The sequence below is a fragment of the Curtobacterium sp. MMLR14_006 genome (assembly GCF_001864985.1).
In the GTDB taxonomy this organism is placed as follows: Bacteria; Actinomycetota; Actinomycetes; order Actinomycetales; family Microbacteriaceae; genus Curtobacterium.
Genome location: NZ_MJGU01000025.1, coordinates 95,102 through 108,412 on the forward strand (window position 1 = coordinate 95,102; position 13,311 = coordinate 108,412).

Annotated in this window: 18 protein-coding genes; 6 read left to right on the forward strand and 12 right to left on the reverse strand. The window is 68.7% G+C overall.

Annotation, left to right across the window (positions count from 1 at the left end; all coding sequences use genetic code 11):
• Positions 1-122 precede the first annotated feature (122 nt).
• The 3 genes from BIU94_RS15635 to BIU94_RS15645 form a co-directional block, all read right to left on the reverse strand.
• Positions 123-578, reverse strand: a complete 456-nt coding sequence (locus BIU94_RS15635) for a DUF1772 domain-containing protein (protein ID WP_071262737.1) — start codon at positions 576-578, stop codon at positions 123-125.
• A complete protein-coding gene (locus tag BIU94_RS18230; protein ID WP_071262738.1) occupies positions 575-1,165 on the reverse strand; it encodes a TetR/AcrR family transcriptional regulator in 591 nt (196 codons plus the stop codon). Before BIU94_RS18230 ends, BIU94_RS15635 begins: the two co-directional genes overlap by 4 nt.
• A gap of 232 nt (positions 1,166-1,397) precedes the next feature.
• Positions 1,398-1,748, reverse strand: coding sequence for a VOC family protein (locus BIU94_RS15645; protein WP_071262739.1), 351 nt, complete (start codon positions 1,746-1,748; stop codon positions 1,398-1,400).
• Between the two features lie 859 nt (positions 1,749-2,607).
• Here BIU94_RS15645 and BIU94_RS15655 point away from each other — a divergent pair.
• A complete protein-coding gene (locus tag BIU94_RS15655; protein WP_071262741.1) occupies positions 2,608-2,931 on the forward strand; it encodes a hypothetical protein in 324 nt (107 codons plus the stop codon).
• Positions 2,932-2,958: 27 nt separating this feature from the next.
• Here BIU94_RS15655 and BIU94_RS15660 read toward each other — a convergent pair whose 3' ends face one another.
• The gene (locus BIU94_RS15660) at positions 2,959-3,351 is read right to left on the reverse strand and encodes a hypothetical protein (RefSeq protein ID WP_071262742.1); all 393 of its coding nucleotides are present in this window, start codon (positions 3,349-3,351) and stop codon (positions 2,959-2,961) included.
• A 116-nt stretch (positions 3,352-3,467) separates the two neighbouring features.
• Here BIU94_RS15660 and BIU94_RS17910 point away from each other — a divergent pair, with 116 nt between their 5' ends.
• The gene (locus BIU94_RS17910; RefSeq protein WP_175472204.1) at positions 3,468-3,605 is read left to right on the forward strand and encodes a hypothetical protein; all 138 of its coding nucleotides are present in this window, start codon (positions 3,468-3,470) and stop codon (positions 3,603-3,605) included.
• A gap of 207 nt (positions 3,606-3,812) precedes the next feature.
• Positions 3,813-4,103: a hypothetical protein gene (locus tag BIU94_RS15665; RefSeq protein ID WP_071262743.1), complete on the forward strand. Its 291-nt coding sequence runs from the start codon at positions 3,813-3,815 to the stop codon at positions 4,101-4,103.
• A 45-nt stretch (positions 4,104-4,148) separates the two neighbouring features.
• Here BIU94_RS15665 and BIU94_RS17915 read toward each other — a convergent pair whose 3' ends face one another.
• On the reverse strand, positions 4,149-4,445 hold the full coding sequence (locus BIU94_RS17915) for a hypothetical protein (protein ID WP_175472203.1): 297 nt from the start codon (positions 4,443-4,445) through the stop codon (positions 4,149-4,151).
• Here BIU94_RS17915 and BIU94_RS15670 point away from each other — a divergent pair.
• On the forward strand, positions 4,432-5,691 hold the full coding sequence (locus BIU94_RS15670; RefSeq protein ID WP_175472202.1) for a family 20 glycosylhydrolase: 1,260 nt from the start codon (positions 4,432-4,434) through the stop codon (positions 5,689-5,691). The two genes, BIU94_RS17915 and BIU94_RS15670, sit on opposite strands and share 14 nt — an antisense overlap.
• 50 nt (positions 5,692-5,741) lie before the next feature.
• Here BIU94_RS15670 and BIU94_RS15675 read toward each other — a convergent pair whose 3' ends face one another.
• Positions 5,742-6,683 (reverse strand): LysR family transcriptional regulator, encoded by a 942-nt coding sequence (locus BIU94_RS15675; protein ID WP_071262745.1) that lies wholly within the window; start codon positions 6,681-6,683, stop codon positions 5,742-5,744.
• A 121-nt stretch (positions 6,684-6,804) separates the two neighbouring features.
• On the opposite strand from BIU94_RS15675, the gene BIU94_RS15680 reads away from it, so the two are divergent.
• Together BIU94_RS15680 and BIU94_RS15685 are read left to right on the forward strand one after the other, a co-directional pair.
• On the forward strand, positions 6,805-7,764 hold the full coding sequence (locus tag BIU94_RS15680; protein WP_071262746.1) for a putative oxygenase MesX: 960 nt from the start codon (positions 6,805-6,807) through the stop codon (positions 7,762-7,764).
• 20 nt (positions 7,765-7,784) lie between these two features.
• The gene (locus BIU94_RS15685; RefSeq protein ID WP_071262747.1) at positions 7,785-8,834 is read left to right on the forward strand and encodes a methionine synthase; all 1,050 of its coding nucleotides are present in this window, start codon (positions 7,785-7,787) and stop codon (positions 8,832-8,834) included.
• Positions 8,835-9,000: 166 nt separating this feature from the next.
• Here the strand turns inward: BIU94_RS15685 and BIU94_RS15690 are convergent, their stop codons facing one another.
• The 6 genes from BIU94_RS15690 to BIU94_RS17920 all read right to left on the reverse strand — a co-directional run bounded on the left by BIU94_RS15690 (position 9,001) and on the right by BIU94_RS17920 (position 13,289).
• Complete coding sequence (locus BIU94_RS15690) at positions 9,001-9,777, reverse strand: serine hydrolase (protein WP_368086430.1); 777 nt, start codon at positions 9,775-9,777, stop codon at positions 9,001-9,003.
• A gap of 187 nt (positions 9,778-9,964) precedes the next feature.
• Positions 9,965-10,417 carry a PH domain-containing protein gene (locus tag BIU94_RS15695; RefSeq protein WP_071262749.1) on the reverse strand — a complete coding sequence of 151 codons (453 nt, stop codon included), beginning with the start codon at positions 10,415-10,417 and terminating at the stop codon, positions 9,965-9,967.
• Between the two features lie 201 nt (positions 10,418-10,618).
• Entirely contained in the window at positions 10,619-11,161 is a 543-nt protein-coding gene (locus BIU94_RS15700; protein ID WP_139196426.1) for a hypothetical protein, read from the reverse strand.
• A gap of 30 nt (positions 11,162-11,191) precedes the next feature.
• The gene (locus BIU94_RS15705; RefSeq protein ID WP_071262756.1) at positions 11,192-12,151 is read right to left on the reverse strand and encodes a sporulation-delaying protein SdpB family protein; all 960 of its coding nucleotides are present in this window, start codon (positions 12,149-12,151) and stop codon (positions 11,192-11,194) included.
• Entirely contained in the window at positions 12,142-12,771 is a 630-nt protein-coding gene (locus BIU94_RS18285; protein ID WP_368086431.1) for an SdpA family antimicrobial peptide system protein, read from the reverse strand. The genes BIU94_RS15705 and BIU94_RS18285 overlap by 10 nt, the downstream gene beginning before the upstream one ends.
• Positions 12,693-13,289, reverse strand: a complete 597-nt coding sequence (locus tag BIU94_RS17920) for a hypothetical protein (protein ID WP_175472199.1) — start codon at positions 13,287-13,289, stop codon at positions 12,693-12,695. The genes BIU94_RS18285 and BIU94_RS17920 overlap by 79 nt, the downstream gene beginning before the upstream one ends.
• Positions 13,290-13,311: the final 22 nt, after the last annotated feature.

The following is a 13,311-nucleotide window of genomic DNA, read 5'->3' on the forward strand; positions in this document are numbered from 1 at the left end:
CGGGCTGCTCGACCTCGCCGGGCAGGACCGGTGCGGCGAGTACGGGTGGGGCTCGATGCGCGTCGACCATCGGGCTGTCCTCGTCGCCGTCCTCCGCCTCGACGGCAGGCCGCGAGTCGACGTCAGCGCAGCAGCTGGACCAGGGCGACGGTGAACAGCACGAACGCGACGCCGGCCGTGGTCGATCGGAGCACGTCGATGCGCTCCCACCGCGCCACGGTGCGTCGCCAGTCGGCGGGCGGGTCCGTCGGGTCCCAGTCGTTGACGCCGATGTTGATCGGCACGGTGCCGAGGAACGACGCCAACACGAAGACCACCAGCGCGGCCAGCGCGGCGATCCGCCACCCGAGGCCGGCGGCTCCTCCGGCGACCACGACCACGGCGACCGAGGCCAGGACCGCGGGCACCATCAGGGCGGGCACGACGACCTTGAGTGACCGCACCAGGGCGATCCGGGTGCGCAGGTGCGCGTCGTCGGGCAGCGCCGCCACGGCGGGCTGGACGCCCCAGCGGACGATGAACTCCTCGCCCGCGAGCAGGCCCACGAGCACCAGCTGCACGACGAGCAGGACGGTCACCGGGCGCCGCCGATCTCGCCGACCAGCGCTCGCGCGGCCCGGTGCGCCGCAGCGACGACCGCGGCGTCGGAGACGTCGGCCTGGGCTGCGGCCTGCACGGCGGCGTTGATGCTGAGGATCGCCATGCGCACGAGCACGACCTGTTCCTCCCCACCGTCGGGCAGGAGCGCGACGAGCTCGTCGGCGAGTTCCTGCAGCGGCGCACCGACCCGGTCGCCGCTGGCGTCGGCGAGCCCGCGCACCACGAGCGGGTTGGCGGTCGTGAACCGGATCCCGGCGAGCTTCTCCGTGGTGAAGGTGTCCACCCACCGGAGCACAGTCTGCTCGAGCAGCCGCGGTCCGCGCGGCTGCTCGCGGAGCCAGGTCAGCAGGTCCGCCGCCTCGGTGCCGCGGTCCTCGAAGAGCGATCGCAGGATCGCCTCCTTGCTGGCGAAGTGGTGGTACAGCGAGGCCTTGTTGATGCCGAGTTCGTCCGCGATCTGCCGCAACGACGTCGACTCGTAGCCCTGCTCCGTGAACAGCGCGAGCGCCACCTGTTGGGCGCGCTGTCGGGTCCCGGTGCTGCGGCGGGTTGTGGTGTCGGTCACGGGGGCAGCCTACCTACCGGCAGGTAGGGTGACAACCCCGGTCGCGAAGGGTCCTGCCGGATCGCGGTCGGCGTCGCCAGCCAGTACGACGCCGGCCAGCACCCGAGGTGGGCCGATCGCGCGGCCTCCCCGGCGTCGGCGTCCGTTCCGCTGACCGCGCCCGCCTCGCCGGTGGCCTCCGACCCGCTCGCGCGGGGCGACCGTGCACGATGAGCCGAGACCCGGCCAGTCGTCAGTCGACGGGTTCCCAGAGCTCCAACGGCAGGCCCTCCGGGTCGGTGATGCGGACGAAACGCCCGTACTCGGTCTCCCACTCGGCGCGACGCTCGACCGCGATCCCCGCCGCTCCGAGCCGGACGACGAGCTCGTCGAGTCCCGTCACGCGGAGGTTGAGCATGAACGGCTGAGCGGCCGGGAAGTACTCGCTGTCGGCCGGGAACGGCGCGAACACGGTCGCACCCGGCTCCTGCCGCCACACGGCGTCCGCGCCCGCGTCGATCCCGAGGTGGTCCCGGTACCAGGCGGCCCGGCCTTGCGGATCACGACTCCGGAAGAACAGCCCGCCGATGCCGGTCACAGTCATGCGAGCACGGTAGCCGTGGCGGTGCGTCGGCACCAGGGGTACCGACGACCGACCCGAACAGGGGCCTGCGGCGACCGGCGCGCGGTCAACAGCCTCACCGCGTGAGAACCTCCGTGCGCGTCGTCTCCGCGCTCATGCCCGCGCAGCGGCGGCGGCACGAGACGTGGCGCTGGATCGGCCTCGGACTCGTCGTCGCCGGTGTCCTGCTGTCCGTCGTCGGGACAGGGGCGGTCGGCGTGCTCGCCGTCGTCCCGATCGTGACCGGCGGCGCACTGTTCACCGTGTCGTCCGTGCGGTGGTGGGACCTCGCCGTCGACACTGCGCGGTCGTTCCAGGCCGGCCAAGCCGTCCGGACCCCGCAGCTGGAGGACCGTGCGACCGTGTCCGTCGCCGCAGTCAGCAGCGCGCGCCGGAGTGCCGTGGTCCTCGGCGCGACGCTCTCGGTCCTCGCGCTCGGGGCGGGCGTGGCCGGTTCGGTGCTCCCGGTGCTCGGGTCAACGCAGGCCGACGGAGCCTCCCCCGCCGCAGTCGACGCACCCGCACCCCTGTCGACCGCGACGCCGACGACCGCGCCGGCCCGGGGCGCACACGGCTCCCCCGTCGGACCCTTCGCCGTCGCCGACGGCACCGTCCAGATCGGACAGGTCGACGACGAAGAAGCATGGTCGGCGGTCTGCGGCGCGGTGTCCAGCGACTCCGGCTGCTCGGCCTGGGCCGTCGTCGCGGCGAACGAGTGCGACCTCGACGTCACCATCGGCTTCGCGGACACCCAGCACGGCGCGACCACCCGCACCGAACTCCGGTCGGTGCGGGTGCGTCCGGGCACGCCTGTCTTCGTCGCGTCGGTCGGCGACGAGCTGTGGAGCGGCATCGAGTCCGAGCCTGCCGATCGCAACCGGCGGTCGACGAGCACGTCGCCACCTGGTTCGCGACCGACGACCCCGAAGCCGCCCCCGAGGAGTGCTGGGAGCTCGGCTGCATCGGCTTCGACGTGCTCCCGAGCCGCGACTGCCCGCAGGCCGACGTGCAGTTCGCCGTGTACGACGACTACGGCGGTCTGGGGAACCCGCACGACCTCGTGGTCCCCCTCGAGCTCCACGAGGGCACGCCCGTCACTGCATGGGCAAGCGGGACCGAGAGCTTCGAAGGCGATGCCGTCCTCACCCGGGTCTCGTGCCGCTAGCGTCGGATCGACGACGCCGCCGCGGACTCAGAGCGCGATGTGACCCCACCACCCCAGGCCGTCGGCATCGATGTCGAGGATGTCGACGTACCGCCCGAGTGGTTCACCGATGTTGTAGTCGGCGACCTCGTGGCCGAACTCCTCAGGCGTCGCCTCGTCGCCGGTGGCGTACGCGTCCGTCCGGTCGATCGTCGTCCAGCGATCCCGGATGATCCCGACGCGCGGACCCCACGGGGAGTCGTAGACGACCCGGAACTCGTCGGACGTGCTCCAGGCGTCGTGGACGACCACGAGCGCGGCTTCGGTGGGGCCGCCGTCGCGGAGCTTCTGCAGACAGGCCAGGAGCGCCCGCGGCCCCCACTCTTCGGAGCCAGCAGCCTCGAGTTCCGCGATCAGGGCGGCATGCCGTTCGCTCTCCATGCGAGGACCCTACTGGGGCTGCGTCCGTGCACGGCTCGGGTGGGACCGAGCCTGGCTCCGTGATCGTCGTGCAGGAGCCATCGGAAGCGTCGGATGCCCGAGGACGCCGTGCTCCGGTGCTCCTGTTCGTGATCGGCGCGGTGACGCTCTGGATCGTCGCGTCGGGGGCGTTCTCGACCGTCGCGCTCGCTGCTGCGATGGTGACGACCGGGTTCGCCATGGTGCGACGGCGGGCGGGACGAGCAGCAGGGTGACGGATCGCCCGACTCGTGGTGCTCAACGGATGACCGGCGCCCTCCGGCCGGCCTTCGACCACCACCGTGCCGCGCACCTCGTCTGCCGTGCACACGAGCCGAGCACGGCGATCTGTCCACAGGCCAGCCGCCAGCTCGTTCCGGTGCCACGTGGCACCGGTAGGTTGTCGGACACTTCCACGACCACCGACGGAGAAGGGCACACCGATGCAGTCGACCTCGACCACCACCACCAGGCTCCTCGTGGCCCGGTGGTCCGGAGCACTCATCACCCTCGGCGGGCTGGCGGCCACGGTCGGCGCGTTCTTCCTGTTCGGCGCTGTGGCGGCCGGGGTGCTCGCGCTCGCGACGACGTGCTTCGCCTGGTCCGGGCCGAGCGTCGTCGGGACCCCGACGACGGCCGCCGCGGCCGTCGACCCGCACGAGGTCCGCCGGTACCGGCAGGCGCACCCGGGCACGACCGTCAGCGAGGCCGCCGCGGCGATCGGTCGGCGCTGACGCGACGGTACGGGGGCCGTCCGGGGCGGCCGGTCCCGGTACTGTTCAGTGGGTCTCTCGGTCCAGCTGGGAGAGCAGGGCGTTGTGGCGGGCCGATGCGCTCGTCCGAGGGGAGAACGGCGTGGAGCGTCGGATGAAGATGCAGGTCAGACGGTCGGTCGCGGTCGCCCTGGCGATCACGATGTCGGCAGTGGCCGCGGTCGGCATCGACGCCGTCGGGCGATCAGCGGACGCCGCGACGCCGAATCCCCCCGCCGTGACGATCACCAAGGTCGTCGCGACCACGACCGTCACGTCGACGGGCACCGCCGTGCGCACCACACTCAGGGTGGAGAACGCCACGTCCGTGCGGCAGCCGGCGTCGTCCGCTTGGCTCTCCCTGTCCGCCGGCAGCCGGAAGTACACGCTCGGCCCGGTCACCGTGAAGGCCCTCGCCGCGGGGGCGAGCACGACAGTCCGCGCGATCCAGAAGACACCGTCGCGCGCGCGAGCCGGCACGTACTCGGTCCTCGCCTGCACCGGTGCGTACTCCGCGCAGCAGTGCCGGACGTCGACCACGACCGTCACCACCAAGCCCTCGAAGCGCGCACGCCCGGAGACGGGCGTGATGCTCGACGTCGCTCGCGCCTACTACCCTGTGGCGTTGATCAAGCGCTACGTCGACCTCCTCGCCGACGACGGCGGCCGCTTCCTGCACCTGCACCTCACCGACGACCAGAACGTCGGGATCGAGAGCAAGGTGCTCGGCCAGACCCCGGCGAACGCGGACCTCGACCACGGTGTCTGGACGAGCCGCGTGACCCACCGCCCGTTCCTCAGCGCCGCACAGGCGCGCACGATCGCCGACTACGCGGCGAGACGGGGCGTCGCGGTCGTGCCGGAGATCGACACCCCGGGCCACATGGCCGCCGCCTTCGCCCTGCTCGAGGCACGACACGGCGAGCAGTGGGTCGACCGTGTCCGTGCGGGTGAGAACGAGCTCGACACCTCGGCGCCGGCGAGCGTCGCACTCGCGACCGACCTGTACCAGGAGGTGCGGCGCACCTTCCCCGCGAGCCGGGCCGTGCACATCGGCGGTGACGAATGGGGCGAGGACGTCTCCGCGACCGAACGCGTCGAGTGGTTGAACGCGATGGCAGCCGCGCTCGGCGACCGCGAGGTGTGGGCTTGGAACGACGGGATCGACCGGGCTGCGCTCGAACGGCTGGACCCACGCATCCGCGTCACGTACTGGAGCTTCGACGGGGACACCGAGGACGCAGCGGAACGCTCGGAACGCCGGGCGCGACGGGCGAGCGCGAACGACCTGGCCAAGGCCGGGATCGACCTGCTCAACTACAACTCGTACTACCTGTACGAGGTACCGACCGACCTCGACCCGGCCGACAGCGCGTACACCGTCGCCGATCTCCGCGCGCACTGGTCCCTCCGGACGTGGGACAGCGACTCGGGGCGGCGCCTCGCCGCCCCGATGTCGGGTGCAGCCGTCGCGATCTGGGGTGAGGACCTCCGCCGTCCGCCGTCGACCGCGCTCCTGCACTGGAGCGCGCCGCACGTGAAAGCGATGATCGAGACCGCAGGGTCCTGACGGACGCGTGTCGGGCCTCCTGTCCGGTCGCGGTCGGAACCGCCGCCGGTCTACCCGAGTGGCTCGACGCCGTAGCTGGTGACCACCGCCCGCAGCTCGTCCAGGTAGGTCTGCGCCTGCACGGTGAGGGGCACCGAGGCGTGCGCGATCCAGCCGATCTCGATGCGTTCGTCGACGTCGAGGGGGATGGCGACGATCTCGGGGTCGAGGTCGTCGCTGATCAACCCGGTCGAGATCGTGTACCCGCCGAGGCCGATCATGAGGTTGAAGATCGTCGCGCGGTCCGAGACGCGGATCTCACGCTTGCTCGACATCGTCGACAGGATCTCCTCGGCCAGGTAGAAGGAGTTGTTCGCGCCCTGGTCGAAGGTGAGTCGGGGCAGGTCGGCGAGGTCCTCGAGGGTCGCGCGTGCCCGTGCCGCGAGCGGGTTCCGCTTGGCCACGAAGATGTGGGGCTGGGCGACGAACAGCGGGGTGAACACGACCCCGGCGTCGCGCAGCAGCTTGCCGAGCACCTGCGTGTTGAAGTCGTTGCGGTAGAGGATGCCCACCTCGCTGCGCAGCGTCCGGACGTCCTCGATGATGTCCCAGGTGCGTGTCTCGCGGAGCGAGAACTCGTACTCGTCGGCGGCCGCCGCGTCGACCATCCGGACGAAGGCCTCGACGGCGAACGAGTAGTGCTGCGCGGACACCCCGAGCAGCCGGCGCGACGCCTGCCGCCCGACGTAGCGCTGCTCGAGCAGGGAGACCTGCTCGACGACCTGCCGGGCGTACCCGAGGAACTCGACGCCGTCGACGGTGAGCACGACACCCCTGGCCGACCGGGTGAAGAGCGGGCGTCCGATCCGCGTCTCGAGGTCCTTCATCGCCGCGGACATCGTCGGTTGGGACACGTAGAGCAGGTCGGCGGCTGCGCTGATCGAGCCCTCGGTCGCGACCTCGATGAAGTACCGGAGCTGTTGCAGCGTGATGTCGTTCGAGACCCGGGCCATAGGCGCAGGCTATACGACCGCATAGCGTCTCGGTATTACCTGATGGCTCACCGCTCGCACCATGATCGACGTACCCCCTTCACCCAGCGTCCACGGGCGCTCGACGAACAGATTGCCGACCATGGCGAACGACCCCACCTTCAGCATCACCCGCACCCGGTTCGACGAGGACTACTCCCCCGCGGACAGCTCCCGGCTGACCACGAACTTCGCGAACCTGGCGCGCGGCGAGCGCCGGCAGGAGAACCTGCGTGCAGCGCTGGCGATGATCGACGGGCGCGCGAACGACCTCGCCGGGGCGCGTGACCGCTACCGTCTGCAGCTCGACATCGTCTCGGTCGCGCTGGGGTTCTCCGACGGTGGGTCGGACGCGGAGTTCCCGCTGCTCGAGATGCTCGACGTCACGATCGTCGACCAGCACACCGGCGAGCACCACCGCGGGATCCTCGGCAACAACTTCTCGTCGTACCTGCGCGACTACGACTTCTCGGTGCTGCTGCCGTCGTCGCCGACCCTGCCGACCGACTTCGGCCAGCTGCACGGGGCGCTCTTCCAACGCTTCCTGGAGACACCCGCGTTCCACGCCGAGTTCGACACGGAGCCCGTCGTCTGCATCAGCGTCTCGACGAGCCAGACGTACCGCCGGAACGGGTACGTCCACCCGGTCCTCGGCGCGGAGTACGAGCACGAGCACTCCTCGCTCACCGACGACTACTTCGGCAGGATGGGCATGCGGGTCCGGTACTTCCAGCCCGCCGGCGCCGCGGCCCCGCTCGCGTTCTACACGCGCGGCGACCTGACCGGCGACCACACGGACCTCCAGCTCATCGGCACGATCGCCACCATGGAGACGTTCCAGAAGATCTACCGCCCGGAGGTCTACGCCGCGAACACCCCGGCCGGCAGCACCTACCGCCCGACGCTCGACCACACCGACTTCACGCCCACCCCGGTCACCTACGACCGCGAGGAGCGCAGTCGCCTCGGCGTCACCCAGGGCCGGTGGACCGAAGAACACCTCGTGACGCCGCACGGTGCGCTCCTGTCACGTTTCGCCGCCGAACCCGTCCCCGCCCGCTGACCGTCTGGACCGCCACTTCCATGAGCTCTCTCCTCCCCACCTCGATCGTCGGCAGCCTGCCGAAGCCGTCCTGGCTCGCCGAGCCCGAGCGACTCTGGTCCCCCTGGCAGCTCGACGGCGCCGCCCTGGTCGAGGGCAAGCAGGACGCCCTCCGCTCCGCCGTCCACGAGCAGGAACGCCGCGGCATCGACATCGTCAGCGACGGCGAGCAGACCCGCCAGCACTTCGTCACCACGTTCATCGAGCACCTGGACGGCATCGACCAGGAGCGCAAGGAGACCGTCCGGATCCGCGACCGGTACGACGCTGCCGTCCCCACAGTCGTCGGCGCCGTGAGCCGCCCCGCCCCGGTCTTCGTCGACGACGCCCGGTTCCTCCGCGCACAGACCGACCGACCGATCAAGTGGGCGCTCCCCGGCCCGATGACGATGATCGACACCCTCTCCGACCAGCACTACAAGAGCCGCGAGAAGCTGGCGTGGGAGTTCGCCACGATCCTGAACGAAGAAGCCCGGGAGCTCGAAGCTGCCGGCGTCGACGTCATCCAGTTCGACGAGCCCGCCTTCACCGTCTTCCACGACGAGGTGCAGGACTGGGGCGTCGCCGCCCTCGAACGCGCCACCGAGGGCCTGCGCGCCGAGACCGCCGTGCACATCTGTTACGGCTACGGCATCGAGGCGAACAACAAGTGGAAGGAGACCCTCGGCGCCGAGTGGCGGCAGTACGAGCAGTCGTTCCCGCTCCTGCAGCAGTCGTCGATCGACATCGTCTCGCTCGAGTGCATCCACTCGCACGTACCCCTCGAGCTCGTCGAGCTCATCCGCGGCAAGAAGGTCATGCTCGGCGCGGTCGACGTCGCCACCGAGACCGTCGAGACGCCGGACGAGGTCGCAGAGGTCCTGCGTCGGGCCCTCGAGTTCGTCGACGCGGACAAGCTCATCCCGAGCTCGAACTGCGGGATGGCTCCGCTGGCCAGGGGGGCGGCGCTCGGCAAGCTCAGCGCCCTGTCCGCTGGTGCGGACATCGTGCGGGCTGAGCTCGTCGGCTCGGCCGTTCCGTCGGCGCGCTGACCACTGCGAGACACCGCGGCGGCTCTCTTCCGGAAGGAGGAGAGCCGCCGTTCGCGTCGCGTCCGCCATGTGCGCGGGTCTCGGTCCGGCCTGGAGGCGCGGCTTCCGTCCGGCTGATGGGCCGGGTTGGTACTGCCGGCAACCTGCACCGCCTGCACCGGCTTGGTCATGAGCCGTCGCGCGCCGACCGCACCTCCTGCTCGATGAGCGCCGTGGCGATCGCGTCAGCTGCATGCGGAGTCTTCGCGAGCGTGTGGACCGCGGCGGTGACTCCTGCCGCGTTGGCGATGACCGCTCCTGCCGCTCGCACCTCTCCGTTGATCCAGATGGACGCCCCTTCCCGCTGCCAGCTCACCGTGCGGGAGTGCCCAGCTCCGGGCTCGAGCGCCCAATTGGCGTAGCGGTAGAGATCCTCGAACGTGGACCCGACGCCGCCAGCCGCCGCGAACGACGACTCCCCGAGCGCCCACGGCTTGATCGCGCGACCGAAGAGCTTCGGCACCACGCGACCTGCCTGAGCTGGCGCGAGGCCCGCCGAGCTGATCCCCGCCGGCTCCAGCACGTGCTGGCGTACAGCGGCGAACCAGTCGCCGTGCACCTCGTCGAGCACTGCGCCGAGGAGGGCGTACCCCAGGTTCGAGTTTACGAACTGGCCTCGGGGCGTGGCCAGTGTCGCAGCCGTCAGCTCCAGAGGAACCCCGACAGACACTCGGTACGGGTCGCCGAACTGTCGGTCGCGCATAGTGGCCGGCAGCCGAGGCAAACCCGAGGTGTGGTGAACCAGGTCAGCAACGGTCATCTCGGCGTCGGGCACAGCGGGGAGGTAGTGCGCAACCGGCCGCTTGACCTCGAGTGTGAGCCAAGCCGTCGTGCCCACGAGTCCTTTTTGTGATGCTCCCCCACTCGAGCATCGAAGCGGTGGCGTACGGCCAGTGGGGCTCACGGAAGGTACGCCGGCCGTCGCCTGCGCGAAGACTCGCGCGCCAGTGTCCGGAGCTCTCAAGCGGGTTCCGCATCGCGTGTCGCTCTCTGGAAACCGGCCAAGATGCGGGCCTTCACGAAAAGAACTCTGAACGGGCCGTTGCTTCGCCCGTCGGACGTTCGCACGTGCTCACTCGCAGAAGCTATTGCTAGTGCGCCTCGGGGTGCTCCAGTGCGAACCTGCGAGCGTCTTCGATCGCCGCGGCAGTGGCGTCTGGATCGCCGGTTTGAAACGCCACGTAGTGGTCCTGCGTCGTCACGACAACCGCGGGGCCGTGCCCGAGAAAGAAGGTGGTGTAACCGGGGCCGCGAGCAACGATGCCGATGCGAGGTGCCATCGGCCATGACTTTGGATCAACACGGATCTCGACTATCTCGTCGAATCGAATCCGTCTCGCACGGAACGGAAACGAACGGACCGTCAGAGCGTCTGAGCCGACGATTACGGTGACCGCGGCAGGCAAGAGCAGCGCTGCACCGAGTGCGAAGGGAGCGGCGGCGATCAAACCGACCAGCGCACCCGGTTCTTCTGCCACGGTCGCAACGAGCACCACGACGAACAGCACCCCGGCGGCGAGAGTGGCGAAGACGATTCCTGCCACCAGCAGTCGCCGCGGCCGCCGGAGTATCCAGGCATGCCTGGGCGGCCTCCGCCTAGCCAGCGCGGGACCCATCTCACTGCTCACCGTCGTCCTCCATTCGTGTCGAACTTGCGATGGATGAGCGGACCGCCGTGAAGGGGCCTTCCCGACGCAGCTGGTGCGCGCGGGGCGGGCCGGCGGCGGACCGCCCCGCGCGGCTGCTCACGCGAAGGCAGCGGCCAGATCAGCGGCCAGCTTCTCGTTCGTCATGTCGTCCTGCGGCGCGTCCACGCTGAGTGGCACGACGGCGAGAACCACCCAGAACGCGAGCGCGACGACGAGGACGGTTGCACATTTGCCGCTACCCGTCCCCGCTTCGACGCCGTGCTCAGCCGCGATCTTCTTCGAGATGCGTTGCAGTGCACGCAGGCCGTCGAGAGTGCGGAACGGGTCGCCACTCTGAACTGCTTCCGTAACATCCGCGTGGAAGTCCGCATCGGCGGCGCGATACTCCTCGGTCAGCTCTGTGAGCTCGTCCGACGTCAGCGCGGGGGTCCCTGCAGGGACGAACCCGGCCAGATCCGCCCGCATACTCGCTAGCGGGCCTCGACCCGTGGCAAAGAACTCAATGACCGCTTCGTCGCTGAACGTCGGCGTCGACGGGCGAGCGATTGTGGCGGCCTCCGCCTGCGCCGGCGGTGTCAGTGTCGTGGCGGGAAGCGCCGCAGCCGCGACCAACGCGGTCATGAGCAGAGTCTTTTTCATCGTTCTCTCCTTTTCTCTCTGACCATTTAGTCAGATGACCGTTACATCGTCTTCGACGACCGAGATCAGTCTTCGAGGATCCATCGTGGGAGGGATTGGATGACTCCGCGGATCACGCCTGCTCGTCGCGATTGCAGCGATCGCCACTCCACCGATCATCGTGAGTCCGAAACTCCAGAGGCCGATAGTGATGATGATCGCAGTGTGCAGGATGGAGCAAGCAATCAGCGCAAACTTGCGTGAATGAGGCCCGCAGAGGATCAGCACGGCTATCGCCACTTCAAGCACTATTGCACCCCAGGTCAACGAAACGACGACCAACGTGTTCGAGGTAAGGGCCCTCATAACCGAAGCAACTGGCCCCGATGCGCCGAAATAGAGGTCTCGAATGACGTAGTACTCAGCAGTGCCAGTGACCCAGTCGTTCGCGAACACCTTTCCGATCCCGCTGTCAAAGTAGATCATTGCCACTTGGATGCGGATTGCGAAGAGCCCTGCGAGAGCAATCTGAAGCCGTGGAGCAGAAAGTCGACGCCGACGGCGATCAAATCCGTATCGGCGGTCGTCCGCGATGTTGATAACAGCGACAAGGATCAGGAACACAACCGCTGCTTGGTCCCCGCCGTCGGGCAAAGCGATGGCGCTTGCGATCGAGAAGGCGACCCAGACATGCAGCCAGCCGACGATTGCGGGCAAGACGCCAGCGAGAACGCATAGGAGAATGCTGACGAGTGTCATCGTCGGCACCCAATGCGGCGAATCCTTCATCAGGCAGTAGGCTCCGATTGCGCGGACCCCAGCGCAGTGCGGCGCAGGAGCTGCACCGGCCACGGATTGCATGAGCGCCGAGTAGGGCGTCAGAAGCAGAGTGAGCAACTCCGCCCCGGCAATCAGAGAGCGGCCTGCCCAGAGCTGGGATCCGCGAATCTCGAACATCGACAACGCCCGCTGCAGCGCAAGCACCCGAAGCTCTCCGATTATCAGTTGCATCTGACGCTCACTGACGCGGTGCGGACGATGTACGTGGATTCGTACCCAAACCCCCTGAATTCGAACGGAGTCGGCTTTACTTGCGCGAGCACCATCGGCCCACAGAGGGTTCGGTGTGCTGCGGAGTTTGCAACTACTTGCTGGACCCCGCGCTGAGCTTGCTTGACGCAGGTTTCGGGCTGCCAGCGATTCGAGCACTTGACCCACTTCACGTCGGCCGAGATCAAAGCGATCTCCGGTCCCTGCGCACGTTGAGTTCGTGACATACCGAAGAGGTTGCGAGCGCGGGTCTGCGGCAAATCGAGTAGCGACGATGACGAGGCCGAGGAATACGCAGTGAGGGCAGACTTCTGCAGCGATGCGGTGAAGAACTCCCACCGCTGAGGAGCGACCGCCGCGACGAAGTCGCGCGCGGCCGTTCCCGCAGCGGTCCTTGACGTCAGAGCGTTGGGCGCCAATGACAGAAGCAAGGTCGTCACCAACCAGGCCAAGAGGATCCCGAGGGCTCCGATGAACACTCCGTATGCACGAAGGGTGCGGGTCACGAGCTCACTTCGGACGCGACGATCGCGGCAAACGCCCGGGTTGCCTCTGTCCCCTCGGCAGCAGTCTTGGGCCACAGGTACGTCTTGTAGTAAACGGCAACAGCGACGGCCCCGACCGCGAGGACCGCTGCGGCCGCGACGACAAGGCACTTCCCATCGGAAGTGTTGGTGATGGCTGTTCCTTGCATCTCCTCGAGGGCAGCTCGGAACGTGTTCAGGGCCGACTCCACCTTGAATGGATCACCCGACTGGAACGGGATCGTCACGGAGGAATGGAACTCCGGATCTGCGGCGGTGAATGCTTCTTTCAGCTGAGCAAGTTCTGGCGCCGTGAGCGGGTTGCTCCCGCTGGGCAGGTATCCGGCGAGCACAGGATGGTCTTTGACCAGCCGCCCCTGACCAGCAACGAGCGCCGCGATGACTTCGACGTCTCCGTAGACGGTGGCGGAGTGGTCAACTGCCTCTGACGCTTCATGAAGCAGCGGTTCGGCAGTGGCGGGGCCGCTCTGGACGCCGACCAGTGTTGCTGCGCACAGCGCAGCGACTGCCAGCCCAATCGTTGTTCGAATCTTCTTCTTTGACGATGCGATCATGCGAGCAGTATTCCAATAAGCT